The sequence below is a fragment of the Streptomyces sp. NPDC015144 genome, from assembly GCF_043079735.1.
GTDB lineage: Bacteria > Actinomycetota > Actinomycetes > Streptomycetales > Streptomycetaceae > Streptomyces.
Window position 1 is genome coordinate 67,474 of the sequence record NZ_JBIBUU010000002.1, and the last position, 25,749, is coordinate 93,222.

The window sequence follows — 25,749 nt, forward strand, 5'->3', positions numbered from 1 at the left end:
CTCGCGCCTCAGGTCTCGTGGGGGGACCTCCATTGGAACCAAAAGACACCATTTCTGACGAGCAGTCCGAGCAGTCCGAGCAGTCCGAGCGGCCGGAGCGGGCCGAACTTCCCGAGCCGCCCGCCGCACCCGCCGCACCCGCCGCATCCGCCGCGCCCGCTGAACCGGCCGTACCCGCCGCCCCTGTCATGAAGCGCCCGCGCGGGCGTACGGCGCTGCTCGTCGCCGTCGCCGCGGTGCTCGGCATCGGGGTCGGCACCGCCGCGGGCTACGAGATCCAGGACCGCCGCGACCCGACCCCGCTGCCCGCCCTGTCCCAGCCCGGACTGGCGTACCCGGCGAAGGCGCTGCCCCCGGGCAAGGCCCCCGACCCGCTGCCCGTGTCCCAGGACCGCCGGGCGAAGACGGACGGCGACCTGCGCAAGCTGCTCATCAACCGGCCCGCGGGCTGGAGCGACGACCCGCTGGAGCTGGGCATCGTCGACGGCTGGGCGAGCCCGGACATCTACGCCCGTTCCTACAAGGACGAGGGCGGCATGTACGAGTACCTCCTGGAGAGCGATGTGCGCCGCGTCGCGGCCGCCGCCTGGAAGCGCGGGCAGTACGCCAACGCCACGGTCCAGCTCGTGCAGTTCCGCCCGTCGTCCGTTCAGGCGGCCCGGGAGTTCGCCGAGGACCAGCTCGCGTACATGTCCGGGAGCGAGATCGGCGCGGGCAACGAGGGCGACGCGATCAAGGGCAGCGGCATCGGCCGCTACTACCTCTACGGGGTCGAGCGGAAACCCGGTTACATGCCGCTCTACCACGCCAGGGCGACCATGTACCGGGGCGACATCATGGCCGACATCCACCTCTACGACACCGTGCCGATCAGCAAGAAGGACATCCGGACGCTGGCCGAACGACAGCTGGAGCGCCTGTGAACGACGTGACCCCGCAGGCGGCCGCGCCCGAGGAGAGCACCGCCGCCTCCGCCCCGGACGCCGGGACCCCGGCCGCCGAGACCTGCGCCCGCCCCGGCCGGTTCCGCCGGGCCGCCTTCGTCTGGCTCCCCGTCGCGACCGCCCTCGCCGGGGTCGTGCTCTCCGCCGCGTACGTCAAGTTCACCGTGGACGGCGCCGACCGGAGCACCCCGACCCGCCTCTGGGCGGAGCCCGCGCAGAAGCCGGGCAAGGACCCCGCCGGTGACGCGGCCCGGGGCCGGGTCTCCACCGAGCTCAGCAAGCTGCTGCTGCCGGTCCCGTCCGGCTACCGGCTCGGCCCCGACCAGCGGGACCTCGGCAACGACGGCGAGCTGAGCGGAAAGCGCGCCGCCGCCGCCATGAAGCAGGGCGCCAGGGGCCTCGCGGGCAAGGAGCGCCGCGCCTACGAGGAGCGGATCGACAAGCTCCACATCGAGGGCATCGCCGTCCGCACCTATGTCGACGAGGGCAACACCCTGATGATCAGCACCGAGATCACGTGGGTGAAGAACCGGAAGGTGGTCCGGGACCTCTACGGCTTCCGGACGGGCCTGATGAGGGCCCTCGACCTCTTCCGCGAGGGGCCGAAGATCAAGGAGCACACCAAGAAGGCCACGTGCTTCACCCCCCGCAAGGAGAGCGGGGAGGACATCGCGTCGATGGACTGCTTCGCGTACGACGGCGAGATGAGCATCACCCTCAGGGCGTCCGGGACCAAGCCGTTCGACCGGACGGCCGTCGCCGACCTCCTGAAGGACCAGATCGACCACCTCACGTCCCCGGGGGAGTACGTATGACCGAGCAGTCGACCCGCACGCCCGCCGACCCCGTACCGGACCCGGCCCCGGAGCCCACCGCACAGGCCGAGCCGGTCGCGGACGCCGATCCGGCCGTCGCCGCCGGGAGTGCCGACACCGCCGAGGCCGCCGGCCCGCAGGACCCCTCGGCGCCGCAGAAGCCACCCAGGCGGATCCTGCGGGCCGTCGCCCGGTACACCGTCGTCGCCGCGGTCTTCGTCGGGCTCGGCGTCGGTACGGCGTACGGCATCGCGTCGATGGACCGCACCGACGTACCCGGCCTGGCCACCGAGAGCGACGGCCGCTGGGACTACCCCCAGCTGAGCCTGCCCGCGCTCCCGGACGGCGCGCCCCGCCCGTACAGCGAGGGCAACACCGGCGAGGTCCACCACGCCGACCTGCGGCGCCTGCTGCTGCCCGCCCCGGCCGGAGCAACCGTCGACAAGAAACTCGACGGCGGCTGGGTGAACACGGACACGTACCTCTCCGCGTACGAGAAGAAGGGGCGTTCCAAGCTCCGGGCGGCGCTCAGGGACGCGGCGCCGCGTCACGCCGTCGCCCGCGGCTGGACCATGCCGGACGGCACGTCGACCCGGATCTACCTCGTCCGGTTCAACTCGACGGCCTTCGCCCAGGGCTTCCTGGACCTGATCACCGAGAGCGGGGTGGAGACCCCGCTGACCGGGGTGTCCGACCCGGTCCTCGACGAGGAGTGGAACGGCGGCGGAAAGGTGGAGGGCGTCGCGCCCTACGTGTTCGACGAGGAGAAGCCGTACGGCGAGGCGCGGGTCCGCCACGGGTACCTGGTCGGCGGGGACACCCTCGCCCTCGTCGTCCAGTCCCGCGAGGGCACCGGCAAGGAGACCACCCCGGCCGTCCCGTTCCACCAGACGATGATCCTCCAGGCCCAGCTGCTGGGCTGACCGGTCCCGGCCGCCGTCCGGGCCCGTCCCCCGGGCAGCGGCCCCGGACCGGCGGGCCGGGCCCCAACCCATTAGGCTGGGGCCCGGCCCGTACTGCTGCCATAACGCTCGTTGCAAGGAGTTCCCGTGCTTGAGGCATTCTTCTCCGCCCTGCTGGTCCTGGTCTGCGTCGGCGTTCTCGCCTTCGTCGGCCTGAGCGTGAAGAAGCTGTACCAGGGCCAGCGCTGACCCACCGGGCCCGCCCGGCCACCACGGGTACCCCTCGCGGCGACGTGACACCTCGCACCCGATGTGTCACGTCCGACGTCGCATCCATCCTCGCCCCCACCTCACAGATCGCCTGAGCCGTTCATGATCGAGATCCCGTCCGACCTGCACCCGGACCTCGTCCCGCTGGCCTTCCTCCTCGGCAACTGGGCGGGCGCGGGAGTCTCCGACTTCCCCGGCGCCGAGCAGTGCAACTTCGGCCAGGAAGTCACCTTCAGCCACGACGGCCGGGACTTCCTGGAGTACGTCTCGCACAGCTGGGTGCTCGACTCCGAGGGCAAGAAGGTCAGGCCGCTGGAGACCGAGTCCGGCTACTGGCGCATCGACAAGGACCGCAAGGTCGAGGTCGTCATGGCCCGCGACCAGGGCGTCATCGAGATCTGGTACGGGGAGCTGGCCGACAAGAAGCCCCAGATCGACCTGGTCACCGACGCGGTCGCGCGCACCGCCGCCTCCGGCCCGTACAGCGGTGGCAAGCGGCTGTACGGCTACGTGAAGAGCGACCTGATGTGGGTGGGCGAGAAGGCCACCCCCGAGGTGGAGCTCCGCCCGTACATGTCGGCGCACCTGAAGAAGGTCGTCACCCCCGAAGAGGTCGAGGCGATGGCGAAGAACCTCGGCGACCTGCCGGACGACGGCATCGCCTTCTTCAAGTAGCGCGCACGGGCACACGGGCCGTACGGGCCACGAGAATCCGTACGGCCGTGCGCATTCTTCCCGCATGCGCGGCGGAGGGGTGCGGGTCCGGTCCTACACTGGGCCTGTGGTGAGCACCGACTGGAAGACCGATCTCCGGCAGCGCGGCTATCGGCTGACGCCGCAGCGGCAGCTGGTCCTGGAAGCCGTCGACACGCTGGAACACGCGACCCCCGACGACATCCTCTCCGAAGTGCGCAGGACCGCCTCCGGGGTGAACATCTCCACCGTCTACCGGACCCTCGAGCTCCTGGAGGAGCTGGGTCTGGTCAGCCACGCCCACCTCGGGCACGGGGCGCCCACCTACCACCTGGCCGACCGGCACCACCACATCCACCTGGTCTGCCGGGACTGCTCGGACGTCATCGAGGCGGATCTCGGCGTGGTCGCCGACTTCACCGCCCGGCTCCGCGCCGACTTCGGGTTCGAGACCGACATGAAGCACTTCGCGATCTTCGGCCGGTGCGCCGGATGCGCGGCGAAGCAGGGCGGGGCGGGAGAGCAGGCCGAGCAGGCCGGGTCGGCGCAGGACCCCGCGTCCCGGCGCCCGTGACCCTCCCGCGTACCCCGGAGGGCCCCGCCGCACCGCGTCGTACGCTGGTCGCATGAAGAGCCCCCTGCTGTCCCTGCCCGGCGCCGTCCCCGCCGAAGGCCGCGACGAAGGCGTCGCGGCCCACTACGGCGACCTGTTCCGCGAGCAGCGTGCCCTCGCCGACGGTTCCGGCCTGGTCGATCTGTCGCACCGCGCCGTCATCACCGTCAGCGGCAGCGACCGGCTGTCCTGGCTGCACCTGCTGCTCACCCAGCACGTCAGCGACCTCGCCCCCGGCCAGGCCACCGAGGCCCTGATCCTCAGCGCCAACGGGCACATCGAGCACGCCCTCTACCTCGTCGACGACGGCGAGACCGTGTGGATGCACGCCGAGCCGGGCACCCAGGACGAACTGGTCGCCTACCTGGAGTCGATGAAGTTCTTCTACCGGGTCGAGGTCGCCGACCGCACCGAGGACGTCGCCGTGGTGCACCTGCCGGCCGGCTCCATCGCGAAGGCCCCGGACGGTGTGCCGGTACGGGAGACCGCGTACGGCCGCGACCTCTTCCTGCCCCGCATGGACCTGGCGGCGTACGCGGCGGAGAACGGCCCGGTGGCCGGGGTCCTGGCCTACGAGGCGCTGCGCGTGGAGGCGCACCGGCCCCGGCTCGGCTTCGAGACCGACCACCGCACCATCCCGCACGAGCTGGGCTGGATCGGCACCGCCGTCCACCTCCAGAAGGGCTGCTACCGGGGCCAGGAGACGGTGGCCCGGGTGCAGAACCTGGGCAAGCCGCCGCGTCGGCTGGTCTTCCTGCACCTCGACGGCAGCGAGGTCGTGCTGCCCGGACACGGCACCCCGGTCCGGCTCGCGGCGGACGGCGCCGAGGGGCGCCAGCTCGGCTTCGTCACCACGTCCGCCCGCCACCACGAGCTGGGGCCGATCGCGCTGGCCCTGGTCAAGCGGAACGTCGCGGTGGACGCCCCGCTGCTCGCCGGGGACACCGCCGCCGCCCAGGAAACGGTCGTCGAGCCTTAGGCTGACAGGCCGACCCGGACCCGGCTCCGGACCGGGCGCTGGTCCAGGCCCCGGTCAGATCTCCACGAGGACGGTGAACGGGCCGTTGTTGGTGAGCGAGACCCGCATGCTCGCCCCGAACCGGCCCGTCTCCACCCGCGCGCCCAGCGCCCGCAGTTGCTTCACCACCTCGTCGACGAGCGGCTCGGCGGTCTCGCCGGGCGCCGCCGCGTTCCAGGTGGGCCTGCGGCCCTTGCGGGCGTCCCCGTAGAGGGTGAACTGAGAAATCACCAGAAGCGGTGCATTCACATCGGAGCAGGACTTCTCGCCCTCCAGGATCCGGAGCGACCAGAGCTTCCGGGCGAGCTGGGCCGCCTTCTCCGGGGTGTCCTCGTGGGTGACCCCCACCAGCACACACAGCCCCTCGCCGACGATCTCGCCGACCACCCGGGGGCCGTCCACCCCGTCCGTACCGTCGGCGACCGTGACGCTCGCGCCGTCCACCCTCTGTACCACTGCACGCATACAGACCAACCTATCTTGGGCTGAACGGGTACAGAGCATCCACATGGGACCCGGCCAGGTGGCACCATGCTCGGAGGCGGTGCGCCGACGCACCGGTCGAGGGGATGGACACAAGCATGAGTACCTATGGAACCGGGCAGTCCCCCGGCGCCGTGCCGGTCACGCCCACCGGCGCCGGTGCCAGCACCAGCACCATGCGCCCACCCGTGCAGCGTACCGGCCACGATTCCGGGGACGCGCGGGCCGAACCGGGCTCCCCGCACGTGGACACCACCCCGCCCCTGGGCGCGCTGCGGCTGCCGGAACTGCGCACGCTCCGCCGCGACTCGCAGCGCGACGAGGCCGACCTCAGCTACGTCCGCCGGCTCGTCCAGGGCCGGATCGACATCCTCCGCGCCGAGCTGGCCCGGCGGCTGGGTCCGGAGGCGCCGGTGGTCGACCGGCTCTCGGAGATCCTCGCCGACACCCCGTCCCGGCACCGCTCCTCCGCCCGGCACGTCACGCTCACCACGCCGCGCAGCGACGAGTACCGCCGGCTGGCCGCCGAGACGCTCGCCGAGGTCGAACTCTCCGACCTCGACGCCCGTACGGACGAGGAGCTGCACACCGCGATGGGGCGCCTGGTCCGCTACGAGCAGCAGGTCTCCCGCCGCCGCCACCACCTCCAGCGCACCGCCGACGATTGCAGCGCGGAGATCGCCCGCAGGTACCGTGACGGGGAAGCCCAAGTAGACGACCTGCTCGCCTGAAGCGATCCTTCCGGGGGCGGGTACGCCAGTCCCCGGAAGGTCCATCCATGTCCTCCAGCGCCGCCGCCCCCGCCGCCATACCTCCCGTGTCCCCGGAGCTCCCCGTCCTGGCCGAGGTCGTACGGTCCGGCTTCGTGGAGGGCCACCACCGGGGCTCCCTGGTCGTCCTGGCCGCCGACGGCAGCGTGGAGTGGTCGCTGGGCGACCCGACGGCGCCGGTCTTCCCCCGGTCCGCCAACAAGCCGATGCAGGCCGCGGCCGTGCTGCGGGCCGGGCTCGACCTGTCCGGGGAGCGGCTCGCCCTGGCCGCCGCGAGCCACTCCGGCGAACCCTTCCATCTGGAGCTCGTCCGCACGATGCTCGCCGAGCACGGACTGACGCCCGAGGACCTTCGGACGCCGCCGGACCTGCCGCTGGACCCGGTGGAGGCGGAGGCGTACCTCGCCGCGGGCCACGTCCGCGCGCCGATCACGATGAACTGCTCCGGCAAGCACGCGGCGATGCTCGCGGCCTGCGCGCTCAACGGCTGGGACCGGGCGGGCTACCTCGACCCGGCCCACCCCCTCCAGCAGCTCGTCCACCGGGGCGTCGAGGAGGCGGCCGGCGAGCCGGTCACGGCGGTCGGCACGGACGGGTGCGGGGCGCCGCTGATGGCGATCAGCCTGGTGGGCCTGGCGCGGGCCTTCCGTACCTTCGTGCTCGCGGAGCCCGGGACGCCGGAGCGCCGGGTCGGCGACGCGATGCGCGCCCACCCCGAGTACGTGGCCGGGACGCGCCGCCCCGACACCTGGCTGATGCGGGAGGTGCCGGGCACGCTCTCCAAGATGGGGGCCGAGGCGGTGCAGGCGGTGGCGCTGGCGGACGGCCGGGCACTGGCCTTCAAGGTCGACGACGGGGCGATCCGGGTGCTGGGCCCGGTGCTGTCCCGCGCGCTGCGGCTGCTCGGCGTCGACGCGCCGGTGGTCGACCGGATCGGCCGCGCCCCGCTGATGGGCGGCGACCGGGAGGTCGGCGAGGTCCGGGCGGCCTTCTGACCCGCCGCCGGCCCGCTGCTGACCAGCGGCTTCCGGTCGATTCCGGTGGCTGGGGGAAAACGGGGCGACAGTGCGGGCCGGGGCACCTAGCGTGGCGCGCATGGCCCTTGACGTCCGTACCATCACCGCTGCCGAATTCCCCGACTGGACCCGCGCCAAGCACGCCGGGTTCCTGCGTCCGACCACGGCCGAGGAGGCTGCGGAGGAGGCCGGGAAACGGCTTCCGTACACCGACCTCGACCGGACGCGAGGGGCGTTCGACGGCGGGCGGTGCGTGGCCACGTACCGCTCCTTCGCGCAGGAGCTGACGGTCGTCGGCGGCGGGGTGGTGCGGGCCGACGCGATCTCCAACGTCACGGTCTCGCCCACCCACCGGCGGCGCGGCCTGCTCCACCGGATGATGGACGCGGACCTGGCCGACGCCAAGGAGCGCGGCGAGGTGGTCGCCACGCTGGTCGCCGCCGAGTACCCGATCTACGGGCGGTTCGGCTTCGGCCCGGCGGTCTGGACGACCGACTGGGAGATAGACGTGCCGAGGAGCGGCCTCGACCCGCACCGGCCGGTCCCCACCGGGCCCGGCGACGGCCGGATCGACCTGGTCGACGGCGCGACCGTCCGCAAGCTCGGCCCGGCGGTCCACGACCGGCTGCGCGCCCGGCAGCACGGGGTGATCGACCGGGACGCCCGCTGGTGGGAGGTGAACACCGGCGAGAACGTGGCCGGCCCCTTCGCCTGGAAGGAGCCCTTCTACGTGCTCCACAGCGACGCGGACGGCGAGCCCGACGGCCTGCTCGTCTACCGCGCCGACTCCCGCTGGAGCGAGGCCAAGCAGCCGCTGAACACCGCCACGGTTTCGAGCCTGATCGCCACCAACCCGGCCGCCGAGCGCGCGCTGTGGCACTACCTCTGCTCGGTCGACTGGATCACCAGGGTCCGTACCGGCAACCGGGCCCCCGACGACCTGGTGCCGCTCCTCCTGCCGGACCCGCGCGCGGCCCGGGTGGTGACCCAGGCCGACTACCTGTGGGTGCGGGTGCTGGACGTCGTCGCCGCCCTGGAGGCCCGCAGCTACGCGGTGCCCGGGACGCTCGTCCTCGACATCCACGACGCGGCGGGCCTGGCCGGCGGGCGCTACCGGCTCGAAGCCACCGCCTCCGGCGCCGCGGCCTGCACCCCCACCACCGACGACGCCGACCTCGCGCTGGACGTACGGGAACTGGGCACCCTCTACCTCGGCGACGAGTCCCCCGTCCGGCTGGCCGCGCTGGGGCGGATCGAGGAGCGGCGGCAGGGCGCGGTGGCGGTCGCCGAGGGGATGTTCCGGGCGGCCCGGCGCGCCTGGTGCCCGGACATGTTCTGACCGGCCCGGGGACCGTCCCGCGTCGTCCCGCGTACGCTTCGGGGCCATGGACGTGGACGGGAGCAGGGGCGGTGACGTGGACGGGGGCGCGGGTGCCGGGCGGTCCGGGGACGAGGGGCTGGGGCTGCGGGAGCGGAAGAAGCGGCTGACGTACCAGGCGGTCTCCGACGCCGCGATCGCCCTCTTCCTGGAGCGGGGCTTCGACCAGGTCTCGGTGGCGGAGGTGGCGGCCGCGGCGGGCATCTCCAAGCCGACGCTCTTCCGGTACTTCCCGGCCAAGGAGGACCTGGCCCTGCACCGGTTCGCCGACCACGAGGACGAGTCGGCCCGGGTGGTCGCCGGGCGCTCCGGCACGGAGTCCCCGCTCGACGCCCTGCACCGCAACTTCCTGGACGGCCTGGACCGGCGCGACCCGGTGACCGGGCTCTGCGACGTGCCGGAGGTGCTGGCGTACCAGCGGATGCTGTACGCGGCGCCGTCCCTGGTGGCCGGGATGTCCGCCTACCAGAGCCGCGCGGAGGCGGCGCTCGCCGCCGCGCTGGGCGGCCGGATGCGGGACCGGCTGGCGGCCGGCCAGATCGTCGCCGTCCTGCGGGTGCTGGCCCTGGAGAACTGGCGGCGGATGGACGCGGGGGAGCGGGCGGACCGGGTGTACGGGGAGGCGGTCGAGGCGGCCGCGCTGGCCTTCGCACAGCTGCGGGACGGGCTGGGGGAGTGCGGCTGACGGCTGACCGCCCGCGCTCTCCAGCCGGTCGCGCCGGCCTTGGCTCAGCCGGTCGTGCCGTCATCGCCGTGGAGTACGGCCTCGGCGATCTCCCGGACCCGGTCGAGGGTGATGCCGGTGCGCTGTTCCACGGCGAGCGGGTGGTCGGTGGGCTCCAGCTCGATGCGGGGGCGCAGACCGATCGCGCGGGTGTGGGCGTTGGTCTTGAGGTTGGTGGTGCGGGGCGAGTACAGCCCCAGCTCGGTGCTCAGCCAGCCGAAGTACGGCGGCTCCGACTCACGGCCGGGGGTCTGCCAGCGGTCGAGGGCGCGGCCGAAGTTCTCCCGGCTGAGCGAGATCCACACGCCCCAGGAGAACGGCTCCGGGCTGCCGGAGACGGGTATCTCGATCAGGCCCTTGATGAAGTAGTGCTCGTGTCTGACGATGCACTGGTCGGAGGAGAGCATGCTGTCGGGGTCGCTCTCCAGGCTCGCGTCCCAGACGTCGGGCGCCATGGTCGAGTACCCCATCGGGAGTTCCGCGTGGTGTTCGCCGCAGCGGGAGCAGGTGTATCCGGGGTCGATAGCCATGGGCGGATCCTAGGGCGTGTTTCGAAAGTCCCGTCTGCCCGGGGGCGCCCGGCACGCACGCTCGCCGCGTTGTCGGGATCACCCCGATACATCCAGTATCGGGGTGACCCTCCGCCTTGCGATCGCACGCACCGGACACCCCCGGGCCTGCCCTCCGGGCAGACGACGCTACTTTCGAAACACGCCCCAGGGCCTTTCACGGACACGGCCGAGGCTCCGGGCCCGTGCCCGGAGCCCCGGCCGTGCGGTGCTGTCGTGATTCAGCCGCGGTGGCCGAGCAGGGCCAGGTCCTCCGCGTCGAGGGCCAGCCGTCCGGCGGCCATGTTCTGCTCCAGGTGCGCGAGCGAGGCGGTTCCGGGGATCTGGACGATCGAGGGGGAGCGGGCGAGGCCCCAGGCGAGGGCGACCTGGTGCTCCGTGGCGCCGTGCCGGGCGGCCACCGTCCGTACGCCCTCGCTGTCGAGCGGGGTGTGCCCGCCACCGAGCGCGAAGAACGGCATGTAGGCGATCCCGGCGTCCGCGCAGATGTCGACGAGCCCGGAATCGGACTGGTCGAGTACGCCGAACCGGTTCTGCACGGCGACGACCGGGGCGATGGACCGGGCCTCGGCGAGCTGGTCGGCCGTCACATTGCTGACGCCGAGCTGCCGGATCAGCCCCTCCTCGCGCAGGGCGGCCAGCACCTCGAACCGCTCGCCGAGCGGGTCGTCGAGCCCCGCGCCCAGCCGGCCCACCCGCAGATGGACCAGGTCGAGGGTGTCGACCCGGAGGTCCTCCAGGTTCCGCTCCACCTCCGCGCGGAGCTGGTCGGGGCGGGCCTCGGCGTACATCTCGCCGGTCTCGTCCCGCAGCGGGCCGACCTTGGTGGCGATGACGAGGTCCGGGGCGTACGGGAACAGCGCCTCGCGCAGCAGGTCGTTGGCCCGGTGGGTGGGGGAGAAGTAGAAGGCGGCGGTGTCGATGTACCGCACCCCGAGCTCCACCGCGCGCCGCGTCACGGCCAGGGCCTTCTCGGTGTCGCCCGCCGGGCCGCTCCACCGTCCCGGAAGCTGCATGGCGCCGAAGCCGAGCCGGGGGACGGTGACGGTGCCGCCCAGCGCGAAGACGCCGGGGCCGGCCGAGGGCGCGGGTACGGGATCGGGGTCGGGGTTCAGGTCGTTCTGCGAGGCGATCATGGGGTGCAGCATCGCTCACCCGGGCCGAATCGTCGCCTCCGTTTGCGTACGGGGCCGGGCCGGTGCGGGTCCGGCCCCGTACGGGTTCGTGGCGCGGGCCGGTCAGCCCACGACGTCGGCGACCACGCAGCTCACGTTGTCGGGCCCGCCGGACGCGTTGGCGAGGCCGACGAGCGCGCGGACGGCCCGTTCCGGCTCCGGCGTACCGGCGAGGGTCCGGTGGATCGCGTCGGACGGTACGACGGTGGACAGGCCGTCCGAGCAGAGCAGGTACCGGTCGCCGGGGCGGGCGTCCTGGAGGCGCAGATCGGGGGTGCCGTCGGCGCCCCGGCCCAGGGCGCGCCGGAGCAGCGAGCGCTGCGGGGAGGAGGCGGCCTCCTCCGGGGTGAGGCGGCCCTCGTCGACGAGGGACTGCACCAGGGTGTGGTCGTCGGTGATCCGGAACAGCTCGTCGTCGCGCAGGAGGTAGGCGCGGGAGTCGCCGATGTGGACGAGGGCGAGCTGCGATCCGGTCCAGAGCATCGCGGTGAGCGTGGTCCCGGCGCCGGTCCCGGTCCCGGCCTCCGCCCCGGAGGCGGTGTCCGCGTCCGGGTCCGTACCGGTTCCGGTGACGTCCTGTACGGCCCGCGCGGCCTGCTCGACCGCGTCCTGGAGGGCGTCGAGCAGGCCGCCCGCCGGGACGCCGCCGGTTTCGAGCCGCCTGAGCGCGTCGACGGCGGCGGCGCTCGCGGGGGCTCCCGTACCGCCGAAGCCGTCGGCGACGGCGAGCAGCCGGGAACCGGCGTACGCGGTGTCCTGGTTGTGCTCGCGGACGAGCCCGGTGTCGGAGAGGGCGGCGTAACGGATCTCCAGCGGTGCGGTGGTCGCGGTCATGGCGGGGTCCTTCCGTGACAGATGGTCGACGAGGAAGGCGGCCAGATCGCGCCGTGCGGCGGTGTCGGCCTCGACGCCGGCCCAGAACGAGCGGATCTCCTGGGCGGCCGGTTCCGGCTCCAGCGCGCAGACCCGCCGGATCCTTGCCAGCGGCATCCCGATCCGCCGCAGCCAGGCGACCAGCCGAGCCTGCTCCAACTGCTCGGGCGCGTAGTGGCGGTAGCCGGTCACGGGGTCGACCCGGGCGGGGGTCAGCAGTCCGAGTTCGTCGTAGAGCCGCAGGGCCTTCGGCGACAGCCGGGACGCCTTCGCGAACGCCCCGATGGTCAACAGGCCCATGCCGGTCCCTCCTCGCGCCGGGCGCGGCGCCCGGCCCCACCGATGCTGCGGGCTCCCCCAGGGGCAAGGTCAACCAGCGGTCTCACGCCCATGCCGGGGGCGCGCCGTGCGGGCTGTCGCCGGGCCGCCCTTCCGCGGGTTCCCAGACCGAGCAGTCGTGGGCGAACAGCACCCGCCGCGGGTCGAAGTCGGCGAGCCGGTCCAGCCAGGGCGGGTACGGGGGGAGCGGCGGGGACACGTCCTGGAGGGCGGCCTGCCGGGCCAGTTGGCCGGAGGCGAACTCGGAGGCGAAGTCGTGCGCCTGACCGGCGAGGACCACGGTGCCGTCGTTCCGGCGCAGGACCAGCGACTGATGCCCCTCGGTGTGTCCGGGCGTCGGGACGATGTGGACCCCGGGCCAGACCTCCGCCTCGCCGGAGAGCTCCTCGTACCGCGCGCCGGGGAAGTCGACCAGCTCCTCGAAGGTGTGGCCGCCCCGGCGGGCGGCGGCCAGCTCGACGTCCTGGACCAGGACGGTGCGGCCGGCCAGCAGGGGGTTGCCGCCGCAGTGGTCGAAGTGCAGGTGGCAGTTGACGACCAGGGAGATGTCCGCCGGGTCGGTCCCGGCCGCCGCGAGCGCGTCCCGCAGGGGCCGCCGCCGGGGCCGGTAGTGCGCCTCGGTCCCGGGGTCCGCGTCGCCGATGCCGGTGTCGAAGAGGAGCAGTCCGCGCTCGTGGCGCACCAGGTAGGCGAGGACGGGCTCGACCCTGGGCTGCGGCCCGCCGACCTCCTCGGCGGGCCGGACGAAGTAGCCCAGATCGAGGCGGCGCACCGCCATGGTCCCCACGGTCGACTTCCCTGTGTCCGCCATACGGCCATCCTGACAGGCCGAGGGCGGGGGCCCGGCGGAGTTCGGCCTCCGGACCGGGCCGGAGGGAGAACCGATCAGGAATCGAGAAGCCCCCGCCACCCGGTCCTCCCTAACGTGGGATCCATGGCAACCACCACTTCCCCCGCGTCCGTCACGTCCGTCACCTCCGTCACTCTTGAGGTGGCCGACCCCGAGGCCGCCCGCCGCTTCTACACCGCCTTCGGCGTGGAGTCGCGGATCCGGCTGCGGGCGTCCGGTGCATCCGGTACGTCCGGCACGTCCGGCACGTCCGATCCGGACTCCACCGGGTTCCGCGGCTTCACCCTGGCCCTCACGGTGTCCGGCCCGGCCACCGTCGACGGATTCGTCGCCGACGCGGTGGGCGCGGGGGCCACGGTGCTGAAGCCCGCGACGAAGTCGATGTGGGGCTACGGCGGTGTCGTGCGCGCCCCGGACGGCACGATCTGGAAGATCGCGACCTCGGCGAAGAAGGACACCGGCCCGGCGACCCGCCGGATCGACGAGCTCGTCCTCCTGCTCGGCGTCGAGGACGTCAGGGCGAGCCGCCGGTTCTACGCCGACCTGGGCCTGACGGTGGCCAAGAGCTTCGGCGGCAAGTACGCGGAGTTCGTCGCCGAGGAGTCCGACCCCGTCAAGCTGGCCCTGTACAAGCGCGGCGGTCTGGCCAAGGACCTGGGCGTCCCCGCCGAGGGCACCGGCTCGCACCGCATCGCCCTCGGCGGCTCGACCGGCGCCCCGTTCACCGACCCGGACGGATTCGTCTGGGAGACCGCCGGACCGTCCGCCCCGTGAGCCGCGCCGCCCGCCCTGCGCGGCGTACCGGTCAGCGCGCCGTACCGGTCAGCTCGCCGTGAGACCCGGGGAGTCCGCGAGGCCCGCGAGCAGTTCGGCGGCGGGCTTCGGGTGGACGAGCCAGCGCAGGTGGCTCCCTTCGAGCGTCCGCACGTCGAAGGGGTTGTCGGGGGTGAGCGCGTCGGCCTCGCGGATCATGCGGTCCTGGACGGCGGGCGGAACGCCGGCGTCGGCGGCCAGCCGCACATAGGTCCGGGGGATCCGCCCCCAGGTCTCGGCCCGGGCCCGGTCGGCGGGCGTACCGGCGTCGAGGTTCTCGTCGGGCTGGAAGGTGTTCAGAACGGTCCGGAACTCGTCATCGGTCAGATCGGCGGCGAAGGCCCGCTTGAACGCGGCGAGCGCCGCCGGGTCGGCGGTGCGGAAGTTGGTCCGCAGCAGGCCGAGTTCGGCCGGGTTCCCGACGATGGTGGGGAGGAGGGCGGCCGGGTCGACGGTCGCCATCTCCGGCTGGGTGTAGTAGCCCGCCACGTCCAGTTCGACGGGGCACCAGGAGGCGACGTAGACGATCCGGTCGACCAGGTCGGGCCGGGCGTTGGCGACGGCGGTGGCCGTGATGCCGCCCCTGCTGTGGGAGACGAGGACGGTGGGCCCGTTCCGCCGGGCCCGTTCGAGGGTCTCGATCACGCGGGCGGCGTTGTCGGCGAGGGTGACCCCCTTGATGCTCCCCGGTTCCGAGGCGAGCGCGGCGAGGTCCTGGGGCGCCTGGTAGGCCACGGGGAAGGTCGCCCCGAATCCGTGCCCAGGAAGGTCGACGGCGGCCGAACGGTGCCCGAGCAGGGCCAGTTCGGCCTGGAGGGGCGCGAACGAGAACGAGTTCGCGAAGGCTCCGTGGACAAGGACGAAGGTCGGCTGATTACGCATGCCTCAGCCTCCAACGGGGCGGTCCCCAGGGCAAGTTCGGAGGCCCGGGATATGCGGACCGGGGAGTGTCTGCGCGGGATGCCAGACTTGTCCCATGAACAATGCCAAGGACACCGTCCGCCAGTTCCTCCTCCAGGTGCGCTCGGGGCTGCACCCCGAGCGGGCCGGGCACTTCATGGCCGGCCTGGTCCGGGCCCACCAGGTCGCCTCCGAGGCGCCGGAGGTCGTGGAGCGGACGCCGCGGCAGTACACCGAGCACGTCCAGGAGATGCTCGACGCGTACGGCCCCTTCACGCTGACCGTGGACGAGCTCATCGCCGAAGGGGACCGGGTCTACGCCCGGTGGACGCAGGACGGGCGCCACGTCGGCCCGGTGGGCGGCCATGCGCCGACCGGCGCGCGGATCACGACGATGACCAGCGCGGTCTACCGCGTCGAGGACGGGCTCATCGTCGAGTACTGGATCCAGATCGACCGGCAGGGAACCGCCACCCAACTGCGGCGGGCGGCCACCGGGGACTGACCCCGTCCCGTTCCGCAAGCACCGTACGGGCCCCGCCGGGGCGCCGCGCCCCCGGCGAACGGACCGCCGAGGGCGCGCCGATGCCGTTGACTCCCGCCCATGACGCACAACCGACCTCTAGGGCGAGGGACGGCGAGGCGAAGGCGGCCGGACGCCGCGCCTGACCGGATCGCCGCGGCCGCCCGCGATGGCGGGAGGGGGGCCGGCCCGGGAGCAAGGTGCTGTCCCGCTCCCCGCCGACCCCCACGTCGTCCATGGCCCTTCGGTACCCGGTCGGGGCCGGGGTGTCGTCAGCCGAGCGGCAGTTCCAGGGCGGCTTCCTGGCCGGTCGGGGAAGAGACGGTGGTGGTGACGGTGGTGGGGGTTTCGCCCTCCTCGAGGGTGGGGGAGTAGAGCCAGTCGTGGCCGTTGACGACCAGGGCGAGCCGGTGGCCGTCGGCGAGGTCGTAGGCGGCGGGCTGGAGCGTCCAGTCGACGTTCCGGTCCGTGCCGGGCGTCAGATCCGTGACGGTGAGGGGTTCGTGGGTGATGATCCGGGCGGTGCCGTCCGGGGCCACGTCGAAGAGGTAGGCGACCAGGGTCGCGGTGTCGCCCTCCTCGACACGGGCGGTGAGCCTGAGCTTGGCGGCGCCCCGGATGCGACGTCCGCCCGCCAGTTCCTCGGTGGACCAGACCAGGAGCCGGTCGCGGTCGAAGCCGGCCGCGTCGTAGGACTTGGGGTTGCCGAACCACTCCTTCTGCCCGGTCTCCATGATGTCGTCCATGGCCTTGGCGGCGGTCTCGCCCCCGGCGGTGAACGCCCGGCTCCAGTCCGCGGACGGCTTGTCGGACAGCGTGCCGTCGCCGTCCCCGTTGGTGCCGCTCAGGTACCAGGTCTCGGTGTCGGTGGTGGCCTCGGACCAGGAGGAGAACGACTCGCGTTCGGCCTCCTTCTCGATCCGGTCACCACCGCCGATGCCGTTCGGCCTGGTCGTGTAGGTGAACATGACCTGGCTGCGGACCACCGGCCAGTCCGCCACGTCGCCGCTCTTCCCGAGCAGGTAGTGGTCGAGCCAGGCGTACGCCTCCGTCATCGGCTTGAGGTAGCCCCAGAACGGGGTACCGCTCGGGAAGCCGGTGATGCCGACGCCCTCCGGGGCGCCGTGGTCGCCGATCCACAGGTTCAGATGCTTGGGAACGGTGAGCTTCTCGAAGGTCGCGATCGCCTCACCGGCGGGGAACAGGCTCTCGTGCCAGGTGTTCGAGTAGAAGGTCGGAATGGACCGGGCGTTGGTGGCATCCACGTAGGACTCCGGGGACCGCACGGTGCCCCACTCCACCACCTCCTCCATGTTCTCCCCGTCCTGGAAGTTCTGGAGGATGCGCCACGTCGCGTCGTCGAACTTCTCCTTCTCCTCGCCTTCCTTGGCCCCGGTGAAGTTGATGAGCAGCTTCACGGCCTGCTCGTGCCGGGTGCCGTTGTCGTAGAGACTGGTGGCCAGGTTGCCCCAGGTGCTCAGCGCGACCACGGCGGCGACCCGGTTCTTCTCGTCGTGCGCGGCGACCAGCTGGCTGATCCCGGAGCCGTAGGACAGGCCCAGGAACCCGACCTTGCTCGGTGTGAACAGCTCCTCCGCGTGGTCGATCACCTTCGACCCGTCCGCCCAGTCGTCCGGCCCGGCGACACCGATGAACCCGTCGGACGTGAACGGCCCGCCCGTCTCACCGAACCCGCGGGGCGTGTACGCCAGCACGTGGTAGCCGCGCGCCGCCAGGGAGAGGTAGCCGACCATGAACGGCATCCAGCCGTACGGGTTCCAGCCGGCGGGCATGATCACGACCGGGCGCGGCTCCGAGGTCTTCTGCTTGATCGCGATCGCGGAGAGGCCGATCTCGTCCGTCACAGCGATGCGCGGGAAGGTGACCCCGGCATTCCGCAGGACCTGCGCCACCAGCTTTTGCAGCTCCTCGGGGAGCGTCCCGGCCGGGGCCGTGCCCTGGAGGGCCGCGAGCAGGGCGCGGGCGACGGCGAGCACCGACGGGTTGATGTCGAGGCTCGCGCCGCGCCAGATGCCGTTGGCCGCGATGTCCGCGAGGGTCGCCTCGGTGACCGATGCGAGAGGTGCTCCGCCTTCGGTGGTCATGAACCGCTCCGTTCCTTCTGAGGGCCGGCCGACCAGGACTTCCTCCGCGTCCGGGCGACTGGGACGCCCGCCGGGCGCCAGGCGGATCATGGACAGGCGCACACCCACCGAAACGGAAGGGCGGCCCACCGCACTCGATCGGATGGAGAACCTCGCGACCGGTGGACGCGCCCCGGTCCGGGCACACCCACCGGATGGAGCGCGACGATGTCGCCGACTTGTCGGGCTGTCCGTCAGTGGCGAGAGCCGATCAGGCGTGTCATCAGCCGCTGTTGGCTGAAGACCGGCTTCGAGCGGTGCGCGGCGGCCTTTCGGGAGGCCGCGCACCGCCCGCGCTGCCGCGCCGCCCCGCAGCGACGGGCCTGACGCCTCCGGCCCCAGGGAAGCGCGGCGGGCGGAAGGCCGGCAGCGTCAGCGGCGTCGGTCGCTCAGACGGTGCTGGCGATCCAACCGACCGTCTCGGACGTGTGCGTTCCGTCCGAGAGCGCCTTGCCGCTGCCCGCCAGCTCGTTCATGCGGATCTTGAAGCCGGTGAGGGTGACATCGGCGATCCGCAGGCCCGGCGTGTCCGGTCCCGCGAAGGTCTGCACGAACGGAACGACGATGACCGTCGAGCCGCTCGGAAAGGGCGAGGGGAAGGTGACCTGGGTGAACGTCGAGGTGTCTCCGCCCTTCAACGCCACGGCACTGGACGAGCTCAACTGGAGCTTGCCGGTCTGGGTCATGCTCACGGTTTCCGCCTTTCACTGAACGGCCGCGCAGGGCCTCCAACAGGCCGGCGCCCGCTGGGACTTCGACTACCGCTTCACACGGAGGCCGAAGGTGGAATGCCCCGGAAGACCTTCGTTTACGGCAGAAGTCGCCGATGGGGAGGAAGTCCCCCGCCAACGGTTGCGTCGCAGCCGCCCCGATCCGTTACGGCAGGTCAGAGGCCCGCCATGACCCTCGCCCGGAACTCGGTGCTCTCGGTCCCCCGGAACGCCGGGGCAGGGCCCGACGGGACGGACGGCAGGCGGCCACGAAGTCACCGTCGCCGGTCAACACGGTGACGCAACCGGCGGCCAGGTTGACGAAGACGCCGACGCCCCAGCGCTCCCCCCGGCGCGACAACGCGCCAGTGCTCGGGCCGACTTGCCGACCGCGCTCCCAGCGCCCACCTCCGACGCCCCGCGCGTCAGTTCGGCCACGGCAGCACGGTGAGCTCCGGCCACTCGCCCTTCCAGCGCGCCGCTTTGGCCTCATAGACCTCCTGCGGGGCAAGGACCGGGTTGGGCCGGACCACGAGGTTGAACACGTCGGAGAGCCCGTGGGGCGCGTAGACGCGCCACTCGCCGTTGAGGTCCAGCCGCACCCCCAGACAGCACGTCGTCGCGGCGAACGAGTCGATCGCCGCCTCGGTGGACTCGTACGGCGGACAGGGCACGCCGAACTTCTGCTCGTACCAGAGGTGCACACGGGCCTCGTTGCGGATCTCCACCTCGGCCGGCAGCCCGGCGAACAGCTCCCGTCCTGCCTTGATCACGGCGTCCTCCGCCTCCCAGGACAGGTCGGTGCCATCGAAGTAGAAGAGGTCGTAGTCCTTGATGCCGTTGGTCGGGGGCCTGTCGGTGACCACGTTCCACACCGTCTGGAACAGGCATCCCGCCGTCACGTACCAGCCCGGCAGTTCCAGCGTCGCTGCCCTGGTCAGCACGTCGGTCAGGACCTCGTTCCGGGAGAGCACGGACCGCAAGCCATCGAGCTGCTCAACGAGCGGGAGTCGGCCAAACATCCGTACTCCCTATCACGAACGCCCGCTCCCGCAAGGCGCGTCGGCCGTCGGCAGGCACCCCAGCCCGAGAGGGGAGCGGTCAGGAACGCGTGTTCCGGAACGCGCGCTCCGGTGCGCTCGGTGTGACTGCTCGCGATAGTTGGCATCAGGGAGCTGCGGGTTCAAGTGGCACGCTCATGCCCGGAATTCTTCTTGGTGCCGTTCTGGGAACCCTGCTGGGTGTGCGGAGAGAGAAGGTGATACGGCCCGGTGCGGGCGTGAGTGAGGAGATGGGATGCGGGAGCGGATACGCGCGGGCGATCGCGAGGCGTTCGGCGAGCTCTATGAGCAGTATGCGAAGGCGGTGTACAACCATGCCTTCCGGCTGACCGGCGACTGGTCGGTGGCCGAGGACGTCATGTCGGCGACGTTCCTGGACGCCTGGCGGACGAGGGAGAAGGTCGGAGAGAAGGGGGGATCGCTGCGGCCGTGGCTGCTGGGGATCGCGACGAACAAGGCGCACAACGCCAGACGCGGTGTCCGTCGGCGTTTCGCCTTCCTGGCCCGGGTGCCCGCCCCGGAGCCGGTGGAGGACTTCGCGGACGAGGCGGCCGGGCGGATCGACGACGCCCGTCGCCTGGACGCGGTTCACCGGGCGGTGCGGGGCCTGCGCCGTCAGGAGAGGGAGGTGCTGGTGCTGTGCGTGTGGTCGGGGTTGGACTACCAGCAGGCCGCTGACGCGCTGGGGGTACCGGTGGGCACTGTGCGCTCACGCCTGTCGCGCGCCCGGGTCAGGCTGCGGGACCTGACCGACCGGCAACTGGCCGAAGAAGAGCGGGAACCGCGCCCGGGGTGCGGAGAGGTAGAGAGTGAGGCCGCGTTCGCGGCCCTGTCCATCCAGGAGGGAACCCGGTGAACGCCACCCCGTACCGGCCCGCACAGGCCGAGCGCGAGGAGACGGCCCGGCTGCTGCCGGCCCCGGCCGAACGGGACCTGCCGCCGGGCCGCCACCTCCACCACAAGGAACTCCTCATGCGACAGATCGACCAGGACACCACCCACACCTCCCACCAGCCAGGCGGACTGCGCCGGCGCTTGGTCGACGCGGCCGCCCCCGGCCGTCCCCGGCGCCGACTGGTCCTCGGGGCGTCGCTGGCCGCGGGGGCGATGGCTGCGGTCATCGCGGTGACCGCCGTCGGTTCCCATGCCCCGACCACGGTCCCCCAGGCGGGCAGTGCTCCGGGCGGCTCGGTCAGCGAGCGCGGGCCCGGCGGCGCGTCACCCCAGGCCGTCCAGCTGCTGACCCGCATCGCCGCCGTCGCCGCCAGCACCCCTGCCCCGCAGGTCCGTGACGACCAGTACATCTACATCGCCAGCCAGGTCTACGGCGCGAGCAAGAAGATCGGCGCCGACGGCGACGGCGCCAAGGCCCAGTACAACGACGACGGCACCGGGACCACCCGCCCCCGACAGGCATGGTTCTCCGTCAACGGCAGCCGCGACGGTCTCCTCGCCGAGCCCCTCAGCCCGGCCTTCCGGCCCGGTGAGGGAGGCGTCAACCTCGGCAAGAACACCGAGCCCTCCCTCCAGTTGCCCACCTACACGTACCTGGCCTCCCTGCCCACCGACCCCGACGCCCTGCTGTCAGCCGTCTACGCCCAGAACATCGGCGTGGACAAGAACCTCAACCCCGACCAGGAAGCGTTCCAGACGATCGGCGACGCGCTGCGCGAGTCCCTGATGCCCCCGCAGATCGGGGCGGCGCTCTACAAGGCCGCGGCCAAGATCCCCGGGGTGAACGTCGTGGACGACGCCGTGGACGCGTCCGGCCGGCACGGCGTGGCCGTCAGCCAGGTCCACGGCAACCAGCGCACCGAATGGATCTTCGACAAGGACAAGCTCACCTACCTCGGCGAGCGGACCGTCCTCGTCAACGACGACAGCGCCGGTGGCAAAGCCGGACGCATCCTCGTCAGCACCGCCGTGACCGAACGCGCCGTCGTCGACAAGGCCGGCCAGAAGCCTTCTCCTGGTTCAGCCACCTGACCTTCGACACCGGTCCCGGTGCCCGCCCGCCCGCCCAGCAAAGTGGCAGGCGGGCACCGGGACCGGTTCTTCCTCAACAGACCACAGACCTGCCCGGGAACACTCACGTGACGCTCCTTCCGAACCGCACAACCGACCGGCCGCAACACTTCAGCAGCAGCGCGAACCCGAGGCGGTTCGCCCCGGACTTGTTCCGCAGCCGCCCCATGTCCTCTTCAAGCGGCGTCCAGACGGAGATCAGCTCCTTCGGCTCCCACTCCTGCCGCACGACCAGGGCCCTTCCCTTCTGCATCGACCAATCCGACGTGATCAAGATGTCGACGACCGACCGGGCCGGGCCGGGAACACCGAAACCCGGGACAACACGCCGTCGCATCGGCTACAGAGAGCTACTTGTCACTTCGCCGTAGCTATGCGAGCGCAGGGCCAAGATGGTCATCTTCGACGTCGACCACCCCGACATCGAGAACTTCATCGAGACCAGGGTGAAGGAGGAGGAGAAGATCCGCGCGCTCCGCGACGCGGGCTTCGACATGGACCTGGGCGGCGACGACATCACGTCCGTCCAGTACCAGAACGCCAACAGCCGTCTGCCTGTCCGGCCCACGAAGGTGGCGAGATGAGCCGCTGCGGCCTGCGGTTCAGCAGGAGACAGACGAGGAACAGCCCGAGCCCCGGCATCTGGATGCCCTCCGGGCCCGTCCCGAGATCTACGGGTGCGGAGTCTGGAGGCCACCCGTGCCTAGCGGGGTTCTGGCCCTATCTTGCCGAGAGGCCCCGTAACGCTCCGGGTCGTCACATCATCGCCAGCGGATGGGCTGACCTCCTGTGCCAACCGCTGCTGAGAAGTGTCAACTATCGCTGCGAGTCACAATCGGCCGGGGGAGTGGTGTGGCGCACTTTTGCAAGCGTCTGCTTGCAATAGTTAGCAAGAGGGGTGCACCATCGGGGCATGGCATCACTCAACGTCGGCAATCTCGGGGAGTACCTGCGCGAGCAGCGGCGCAACGCGCAGCTGTCGTTGCGGCAGCTCGCCGACGCCGCCGGGGTGTCCAATCCCTACCTCAGCCAGATCGAGCGCGGGCTGCGCAAGCCGAGCGCCGAGGTGCTGCAGCAGGTCGCCAAGGCGCTGCGGATCTCCGCCGAGACCCTTTACGTACGGGCCGGGATTCTGGACGAGCGGGAGCGGGAGGAGCTGGAGACGCGGGCGGTGATTCTCGCCGATCCGTCGATAAACGAGCGGCAGAAGAGCGTTCTGCTGCAGATCTATGACTCCTTCCGCAGGGAGAACGGTTTCGAGTCCGGTCCCCGGACCGACGACGAGCCGGGACCGGACGCCGGTGCCGAAGCGGCCGCGGGGCCTGCCGAGCCCTCGTAGCCGGGTGGTGCCGCGGGTGCCGTTCGGCCCGGCCGACGCATCCTCAGCGCCCTTCGATTCCCCCGACTCCAGAACTCCATAGCCACAGAACTCCAGAAGCCCAGAGCTCCAAAGTCTCTGAACTTCTGAGAACCCTCGCACCGAGCCCGATGATCCGGGAGGACCACAGTCATGGCCATCACCGATGACCTGCGCAAGACCCTCACCGACCCGACCCCCCTCTACTTCGCCGCCGGTACGGCCGATCTCGCCGTCGAGCAGGCGCGCAAGGTCCCGGCGCTGCTCGACCAGTTGCGTGCCGAGGCGCCCGAGCGCATCGAGGCCGTACGCAACACCGACCCCAAGGCCGTGCAGGAGAAGGTGACCACGCAGGCCAAGGAGGCGCAGGCCACCGTGCAGGCCAAGGTCAACGAGGTGATCGGCGCCTTCGACAGCGACCTGCGCAAGCTCGGGGAGAACGCGCAGGACCTCGCGCTGCGGAGTCTGGGCGTGGCCGCGGAGTACGCGGTGCGGGCCCGAGAGACGTACGAGAAGGTCGCCGAGCGCGGCGAGCGGACCGTACGGCACTGGCGTGGCGAGGTGGCCGAGGAGGCCGTCGAGATCGCCGTCGTCGTCGAGCCGCGCAAGGAGTCCGGCACCCGGACGGGCGCCGCGAAGCCCGGCCCGGCGCCCGCCGCCAAGCCCGCGCCCGCCGCCAAGCCGGCTCCCGAGGCGAAGGCCGGGCCCAAGCCGGCCACGCCCGCCAGGAAGGCGCCCGTGCGCAAGCCCGCCGCGAAGAAGGCCACTCCGCCGAGCGCGAAGGAGAAGTAGCCGACAGGCACTCGGCACGCGGCCGCGACGGGCGGCGGACGACGGCCCGGGAATCCATCCGGGTGTCCGGCCCGCTGTCCCGGGTACCTTGGCGTTGAGGCGCTCATCCACTCACTAGGCGGTACACACCATGTTGCTCACCGGATTCAGCACATTCGTCGGGCTGCTCTTCCTGCTCATGCTGGTGCTTGCCGTGGTCGCGCTGATCATGGCGTCGATGGCGCGGGAGGACGCCTACCGTGCGGCGGACAAGCAGAAGAAGTCGTTCTGGCTGGTCATCCTCGGCATCACCGTCGCCGTGAACCTCTTCGTGCCGATGCTCTTCCTCCAGCTCGCGGGGCTGGTCGCCTCCATCGTCTTCCTGGTGGACGTGCGGCCCGCGCTCCAGGCGGTCACGGGCGGGCGCGGTCGGGGCGGCGGTTCCAGCAGCGACGGCCCGTACGGCCCGTACAACGGCGGTCGCTGAGCGGGCGGCCGCAGCAGCAGCCATCGGGCCCCGCCCGGTCGCCGAACCGCCCCGGTCACGGGGCGACGGCGGCCGGGCGGTGCGCGTTCTCCAGGTCGTGGCCGAGCAGGAGGACCGCGACGTCGTCGGTCAGCTCGCCGCCGTTCAGCTCCCGGACCCGGGCGACCGCGGCCTCCAGGAGGTCCTCGCCGGTCAGCCCGTCCGCGAGCTGCTGGTTGATCATCTCGACCATGCCGTCCTGGCCCAGCCGCTGGGCCCCGTCCGACCCGACCCGCCCCTCGATCAGCCCGTCCGTGTACAGCATCAGACTCCAGCCGCTGCCCAGCTCCACCTGACGGCGGGGCCAGCGGGCGTGCGGGAGCAGCCCCAGGGCCGGGCCGCCGTCCTCGTACGGGAGGAGCTGCGCGGTCTGCCCGTGCCGGGCGAGCAGGGGGGCCGGGTGACCGGCCAGGCAGAGTCCGGCGTGGCGGCCGTCGGGGGCGATGTCGACGGTGCAGAGCGTCGCGAAGATCTCCTCGCTCTCCCGCTCGTGCTCCAGAACCTGTTGAAGGGTGGTGAGCAGTTCGTCGCCGCAGAGTCCGGCCAGGGTCAACGCCCGCCATGCGATGCGCAGTTCCACGCCCAGCGCCGCCTCGTCGGGGCCGTGGCCGCAGACGTCGCCGATCATCACGTGGACGGTGCCGTCCGGGGTGCGGACGGTGTCGTAGAAGTCACCGCCGAGCAGGGCGCGGCTGCGGCCGGGGCGGTAGCGGGCCGCGAAGCGCAGGTCGGAGCCGTCGAGCAGCGGGGTGGGCAGCAGGCCGCGTTCCAGGCGGGCGTTCTCCTGGGCGCGCAGCGTCGATTCGGTGAGCCTGCGCTGGGCGACGTCGGCGCGCTTGCGCTCGACGGCGTAGCGGATGGCGCGGCTGAGCAGCCGCCCGTCCAGCTCGTCGCGGCAGAGGTAGTCCTGGGCGCCGACCCGTACGGCCGCGGCGGCCAGCTCGGTGTCGTTCTCGGCGGTGAGGGCCAGGACGGCGTGGCGCGGGGCGATCCGCACCACGTACTCGAGGACGGCGAGCCGGTGGTCCGCTTCCGGCACCGCCTCCGCCGCCGTTTCCGTTCCCGCTTCCGTCGTGTCGCGGTTCTTGGCGGTCCGGGTCTCGCTTCCGGCGGGCAGGGCGAGGTCCAGCAGTATGCAGTCGACGTCGTCGGTGAGGAGCCGGCCCGCCTCGGTCAGGTTGCGGGCGGTGCGGACGCGCACCCGCGTACCGGCCACGGCCGGAAGCTCGGGGACGGTGAAGGTGCCCGCCGGGTCGTCCTCGATCACCAGGAGGGTGAGGACGGCGTCGTGGGAGGCCTCCGCAGCGGTGTCGGTGTCCTGCTGCGGTACGGATACGGGCATCGGCTCGGTTTTCCTTCCCTCCCCCCGAGGGCACGGCGGAACGACGATCGACGAACTGCCAGACGGGGACGATAGCGGTCCATGCCGGGTGAACGGAATGGCGTCCCGGGCCCCGCCTCGGGCATATGCACCGGCATAAGCCGCG

28 protein-coding genes and 1 pseudogene are annotated in these 25,749 nt (G+C 72.2%); 18 read left to right on the plus strand and 11 right to left on the minus strand.

The window, feature by feature from the left end:
- Positions 1–32 precede the first annotated feature (32 nt).
- The 6 genes from ACF08W_RS04345 (at position 33) to ACF08W_RS04370 (ending at position 5,216) form a co-directional block, all read left to right on the plus strand.
- Complete coding sequence (locus ACF08W_RS04345) at positions 33–923, plus strand: hypothetical protein (protein WP_392278377.1); 891 nt, start codon at positions 33–35, stop codon at positions 921–923.
- Positions 920–1,759 carry a hypothetical protein gene (locus ACF08W_RS04350; protein WP_392278378.1) on the plus strand — a complete coding sequence of 280 codons (840 nt, stop codon included), beginning with the start codon at positions 920–922 and terminating at the stop codon, positions 1,757–1,759. Before ACF08W_RS04345 ends, ACF08W_RS04350 begins: the two co-directional genes overlap by 4 nt.
- Complete coding sequence (locus ACF08W_RS04355) at positions 1,756–2,682, plus strand: hypothetical protein (protein ID WP_392278379.1); 927 nt, start codon at positions 1,756–1,758, stop codon at positions 2,680–2,682. The genes ACF08W_RS04350 and ACF08W_RS04355 overlap by 4 nt, the downstream gene beginning before the upstream one ends.
- 351 nt (positions 2,683–3,033) lie before the next feature.
- Positions 3,034–3,606, plus strand: a complete 573-nt coding sequence (locus ACF08W_RS04360; RefSeq protein ID WP_385215502.1) for an FABP family protein — start codon at positions 3,034–3,036, stop codon at positions 3,604–3,606.
- 106 nt (positions 3,607–3,712) lie between these two features.
- On the plus strand, positions 3,713–4,198 hold the full coding sequence (locus ACF08W_RS04365) for a Fur family transcriptional regulator (protein ID WP_392278380.1): 486 nt from the start codon (positions 3,713–3,715) through the stop codon (positions 4,196–4,198).
- A 52-nt stretch (positions 4,199–4,250) separates the two neighbouring features.
- Complete coding sequence (locus ACF08W_RS04370; protein WP_392278381.1) at positions 4,251–5,216, plus strand: YgfZ/GcvT domain-containing protein; 966 nt, start codon at positions 4,251–4,253, stop codon at positions 5,214–5,216.
- A gap of 54 nt (positions 5,217–5,270) precedes the next feature.
- On the opposite strand, the gene dtd is transcribed toward ACF08W_RS04370, so the two are convergent.
- Complete coding sequence (gene dtd, locus ACF08W_RS04375; RefSeq protein WP_352278970.1) at positions 5,271–5,720, minus strand: D-aminoacyl-tRNA deacylase; 450 nt, start codon at positions 5,718–5,720, stop codon at positions 5,271–5,273.
- Between the two features lie 116 nt (positions 5,721–5,836).
- Here dtd and ACF08W_RS04380 point away from each other — a divergent pair, with 116 nt between their 5' ends.
- From ACF08W_RS04380 to ACF08W_RS04395, 4 genes are all read left to right on the plus strand, one after another.
- A complete protein-coding gene (locus ACF08W_RS04380; protein ID WP_392278382.1) occupies positions 5,837–6,469 on the plus strand; it encodes an ABC transporter substrate-binding protein in 633 nt (210 codons plus the stop codon).
- Between the two features lie 47 nt (positions 6,470–6,516).
- Entirely contained in the window at positions 6,517–7,503 is a 987-nt protein-coding gene (locus tag ACF08W_RS04385) for an asparaginase (protein WP_352278974.1), read from the plus strand.
- A 100-nt stretch (positions 7,504–7,603) separates the two neighbouring features.
- Positions 7,604–8,863, plus strand: coding sequence for a GNAT family N-acetyltransferase (locus tag ACF08W_RS04390; protein WP_392278383.1), 1,260 nt, complete (start codon positions 7,604–7,606; stop codon positions 8,861–8,863).
- A gap of 46 nt (positions 8,864–8,909) precedes the next feature.
- Positions 8,910–9,587, plus strand: a complete 678-nt coding sequence (locus ACF08W_RS04395; protein WP_392278384.1) for a TetR family transcriptional regulator — start codon at positions 8,910–8,912, stop codon at positions 9,585–9,587.
- Positions 9,588–9,631: 44 nt separating this feature from the next.
- Here ACF08W_RS04395 and ACF08W_RS04400 read toward each other — a convergent pair whose 3' ends face one another.
- The 4 genes from ACF08W_RS04400 to ACF08W_RS04415 form a co-directional block, all read right to left on the minus strand.
- Positions 9,632–10,156: a DUF2199 domain-containing protein gene (locus ACF08W_RS04400; protein ID WP_392278385.1), complete on the minus strand. Its 525-nt coding sequence runs from the start codon at positions 10,154–10,156 to the stop codon at positions 9,632–9,634.
- Positions 10,157–10,416: 260 nt separating this feature from the next.
- Positions 10,417–11,331 (minus strand): oxidoreductase, encoded by a 915-nt coding sequence (locus ACF08W_RS04405; protein ID WP_385215522.1) that lies wholly within the window; start codon positions 11,329–11,331, stop codon positions 10,417–10,419.
- Between the two features lie 102 nt (positions 11,332–11,433).
- The gene (locus ACF08W_RS04410) at positions 11,434–12,543 is read right to left on the minus strand and encodes a MerR family transcriptional regulator (protein WP_392278386.1); all 1,110 of its coding nucleotides are present in this window, start codon (positions 12,541–12,543) and stop codon (positions 11,434–11,436) included.
- Between the two features lie 82 nt (positions 12,544–12,625).
- Entirely contained in the window at positions 12,626–13,393 is a 768-nt protein-coding gene (locus ACF08W_RS04415; RefSeq protein WP_392278387.1) for an N-acyl homoserine lactonase family protein, read from the minus strand.
- Positions 13,394–13,516: 123 nt separating this feature from the next.
- On the opposite strand from ACF08W_RS04415, the gene ACF08W_RS04420 reads away from it, so the two are divergent.
- Complete coding sequence (locus ACF08W_RS04420; RefSeq protein WP_392278388.1) at positions 13,517–14,206, plus strand: VOC family protein; 690 nt, start codon at positions 13,517–13,519, stop codon at positions 14,204–14,206.
- Positions 14,207–14,254: 48 nt separating this feature from the next.
- Here the strand turns inward: ACF08W_RS04420 and ACF08W_RS04425 are convergent, their stop codons facing one another.
- Positions 14,255–15,127 carry an alpha/beta fold hydrolase gene (locus ACF08W_RS04425; protein ID WP_385215533.1) on the minus strand — a complete coding sequence of 291 codons (873 nt, stop codon included), beginning with the start codon at positions 15,125–15,127 and terminating at the stop codon, positions 14,255–14,257.
- Between the two features lie 94 nt (positions 15,128–15,221).
- Here ACF08W_RS04425 and ACF08W_RS04430 point away from each other — a divergent pair, with 94 nt between their 5' ends.
- Positions 15,222–15,650: an ester cyclase gene (locus ACF08W_RS04430; protein WP_352278989.1), complete on the plus strand. Its 429-nt coding sequence runs from the start codon at positions 15,222–15,224 to the stop codon at positions 15,648–15,650.
- Between the two features lie 290 nt (positions 15,651–15,940).
- Here ACF08W_RS04430 and ACF08W_RS04435 read toward each other — a convergent pair whose 3' ends face one another.
- The 3 genes from ACF08W_RS04435 to ACF08W_RS04445 all read right to left on the minus strand — a co-directional run bounded on the left by ACF08W_RS04435 (position 15,941) and on the right by ACF08W_RS04445 (position 19,544).
- A complete protein-coding gene (locus tag ACF08W_RS04435; protein WP_392278389.1) occupies positions 15,941–17,773 on the minus strand; it encodes a CocE/NonD family hydrolase in 1,833 nt (610 codons plus the stop codon).
- Positions 17,774–18,201: 428 nt separating this feature from the next.
- On the minus strand, positions 18,202–18,498 hold the full coding sequence (locus ACF08W_RS04440) for a hypothetical protein (protein WP_352279055.1): 297 nt from the start codon (positions 18,496–18,498) through the stop codon (positions 18,202–18,204).
- Positions 18,499–18,947: 449 nt separating this feature from the next.
- A complete protein-coding gene (locus ACF08W_RS04445) occupies positions 18,948–19,544 on the minus strand; it encodes a nucleotidyltransferase family protein (RefSeq protein WP_392278390.1) in 597 nt (198 codons plus the stop codon).
- 274 nt (positions 19,545–19,818) lie between these two features.
- Between ACF08W_RS04445 and ACF08W_RS04450 the strand changes: the two genes are divergently transcribed.
- A complete protein-coding gene (locus ACF08W_RS04450; RefSeq protein ID WP_392278391.1) occupies positions 19,819–20,439 on the plus strand; it encodes an RNA polymerase sigma factor in 621 nt (206 codons plus the stop codon).
- Positions 20,436–21,569 carry a CU044_5270 family protein gene (locus ACF08W_RS04455; protein WP_392278392.1) on the plus strand — a complete coding sequence of 378 codons (1,134 nt, stop codon included), beginning with the start codon at positions 20,436–20,438 and terminating at the stop codon, positions 21,567–21,569. The genes ACF08W_RS04450 and ACF08W_RS04455 overlap by 4 nt, the downstream gene beginning before the upstream one ends.
- A gap of 103 nt (positions 21,570–21,672) precedes the next feature.
- Here the strand turns inward: ACF08W_RS04455 and ACF08W_RS04460 are convergent, their stop codons facing one another.
- Positions 21,673–21,861: a hypothetical protein gene (locus ACF08W_RS04460; RefSeq protein ID WP_392278393.1), complete on the minus strand. Its 189-nt coding sequence runs from the start codon at positions 21,859–21,861 to the stop codon at positions 21,673–21,675.
- A 127-nt stretch (positions 21,862–21,988) separates the two neighbouring features.
- Between ACF08W_RS04460 and ACF08W_RS04465 the strand changes: the two are divergent.
- From ACF08W_RS04465 to ACF08W_RS04480, 4 genes and pseudogenes are all read left to right on the plus strand, one after another.
- Positions 21,989–22,168 (plus strand): annotated as a pseudogene (locus ACF08W_RS04465) (hypothetical protein); the annotation flags it as partial.
- Positions 22,169–22,521: 353 nt separating this feature from the next.
- On the plus strand, positions 22,522–22,947 hold the full coding sequence (locus tag ACF08W_RS04470) for a helix-turn-helix transcriptional regulator (RefSeq protein WP_352278995.1): 426 nt from the start codon (positions 22,522–22,524) through the stop codon (positions 22,945–22,947).
- A gap of 171 nt (positions 22,948–23,118) precedes the next feature.
- Entirely contained in the window at positions 23,119–23,757 is a 639-nt protein-coding gene (locus ACF08W_RS04475) for a hypothetical protein (protein ID WP_392278394.1), read from the plus strand.
- Between the two features lie 130 nt (positions 23,758–23,887).
- A complete protein-coding gene (locus tag ACF08W_RS04480; protein ID WP_352278999.1) occupies positions 23,888–24,223 on the plus strand; it encodes a DUF2516 family protein in 336 nt (111 codons plus the stop codon).
- Between the two features lie 55 nt (positions 24,224–24,278).
- On the opposite strand, the gene ACF08W_RS04485 is transcribed toward ACF08W_RS04480, so the two are convergent.
- The gene (locus tag ACF08W_RS04485) at positions 24,279–25,604 is read right to left on the minus strand and encodes a PP2C family protein-serine/threonine phosphatase (RefSeq protein ID WP_392278395.1); all 1,326 of its coding nucleotides are present in this window, start codon (positions 25,602–25,604) and stop codon (positions 24,279–24,281) included.
- Positions 25,605–25,749 lie beyond the last annotated feature (145 nt).

Bases quoted from the DNA above. Each gene is read 5' to 3' on its own strand.
- ACF08W_RS04355 (WP_392278379.1), top strand. From the start codon at position 1,756: ATGACCGAGCAGTCGACCCGCACGCCCGCCGACCCCGTACCGGACCCG.
- ACF08W_RS04360 (WP_385215502.1), top strand. From the start codon at position 3,034: ATGATCGAGATCCCGTCCGACCTGCACCCGGACCTCGTCCCGCTGGCC.
- ACF08W_RS04370 (WP_392278381.1), top strand. From the start codon at position 4,251: ATGAAGAGCCCCCTGCTGTCCCTGCCCGGCGCCGTCCCCGCCGAAGGC.
- dtd (WP_352278970.1), bottom strand. From the start codon at position 5,720: ATGCGTGCAGTGGTACAGAGGGTGGACGGCGCGAGCGTCACGGTCGCC.
- ACF08W_RS04380 (WP_392278382.1), top strand. From the start codon at position 5,837: ATGAGTACCTATGGAACCGGGCAGTCCCCCGGCGCCGTGCCGGTCACG.
- ACF08W_RS04385 (WP_352278974.1), top strand. From the start codon at position 6,517: ATGTCCTCCAGCGCCGCCGCCCCCGCCGCCATACCTCCCGTGTCCCCG.
- ACF08W_RS04390 (WP_392278383.1), top strand. From the start codon at position 7,604: ATGGCCCTTGACGTCCGTACCATCACCGCTGCCGAATTCCCCGACTGG.
- ACF08W_RS04395 (WP_392278384.1), top strand. From the start codon at position 8,910: ATGGACGTGGACGGGAGCAGGGGCGGTGACGTGGACGGGGGCGCGGGT.
- ACF08W_RS04400 (WP_392278385.1), bottom strand. From the start codon at position 10,156: ATGGCTATCGACCCCGGATACACCTGCTCCCGCTGCGGCGAACACCAC.
- ACF08W_RS04405 (WP_385215522.1), bottom strand. From the start codon at position 11,331: ATGATCGCCTCGCAGAACGACCTGAACCCCGACCCCGATCCCGTACCC.
- ACF08W_RS04410 (WP_392278386.1), bottom strand. From the start codon at position 12,543: ATGGGCCTGTTGACCATCGGGGCGTTCGCGAAGGCGTCCCGGCTGTCG.
- ACF08W_RS04415 (WP_392278387.1), bottom strand. From the start codon at position 13,393: ATGGCGGACACAGGGAAGTCGACCGTGGGGACCATGGCGGTGCGCCGC.
- ACF08W_RS04420 (WP_392278388.1), top strand. From the start codon at position 13,517: ATGGCAACCACCACTTCCCCCGCGTCCGTCACGTCCGTCACCTCCGTC.
- ACF08W_RS04425 (WP_385215533.1), bottom strand. From the start codon at position 15,127: ATGCGTAATCAGCCGACCTTCGTCCTTGTCCACGGAGCCTTCGCGAAC.
- ACF08W_RS04430 (WP_352278989.1), top strand. From the start codon at position 15,222: ATGAACAATGCCAAGGACACCGTCCGCCAGTTCCTCCTCCAGGTGCGC.
- ACF08W_RS04435 (WP_392278389.1), bottom strand. From the start codon at position 17,773: ATGACCACCGAAGGCGGAGCACCTCTCGCATCGGTCACCGAGGCGACC.
- ACF08W_RS04440 (WP_352279055.1), bottom strand. From the start codon at position 18,498: ATGACCCAGACCGGCAAGCTCCAGTTGAGCTCGTCCAGTGCCGTGGCG.
- ACF08W_RS04445 (WP_392278390.1), bottom strand. From the start codon at position 19,544: ATGTTTGGCCGACTCCCGCTCGTTGAGCAGCTCGATGGCTTGCGGTCC.
- ACF08W_RS04450 (WP_392278391.1), top strand. From the start codon at position 19,819: ATGCGGGAGCGGATACGCGCGGGCGATCGCGAGGCGTTCGGCGAGCTC.
- ACF08W_RS04460 (WP_392278393.1), bottom strand. From the start codon at position 21,861: ATGCAGAAGGGAAGGGCCCTGGTCGTGCGGCAGGAGTGGGAGCCGAAG.
- ACF08W_RS04470 (WP_352278995.1), top strand. From the start codon at position 22,522: ATGGCATCACTCAACGTCGGCAATCTCGGGGAGTACCTGCGCGAGCAG.
- ACF08W_RS04475 (WP_392278394.1), top strand. From the start codon at position 23,119: ATGGCCATCACCGATGACCTGCGCAAGACCCTCACCGACCCGACCCCC.
- ACF08W_RS04480 (WP_352278999.1), top strand. From the start codon at position 23,888: ATGTTGCTCACCGGATTCAGCACATTCGTCGGGCTGCTCTTCCTGCTC.
- ACF08W_RS04485 (WP_392278395.1), bottom strand. From the start codon at position 25,604: ATGCCCGTATCCGTACCGCAGCAGGACACCGACACCGCTGCGGAGGCC.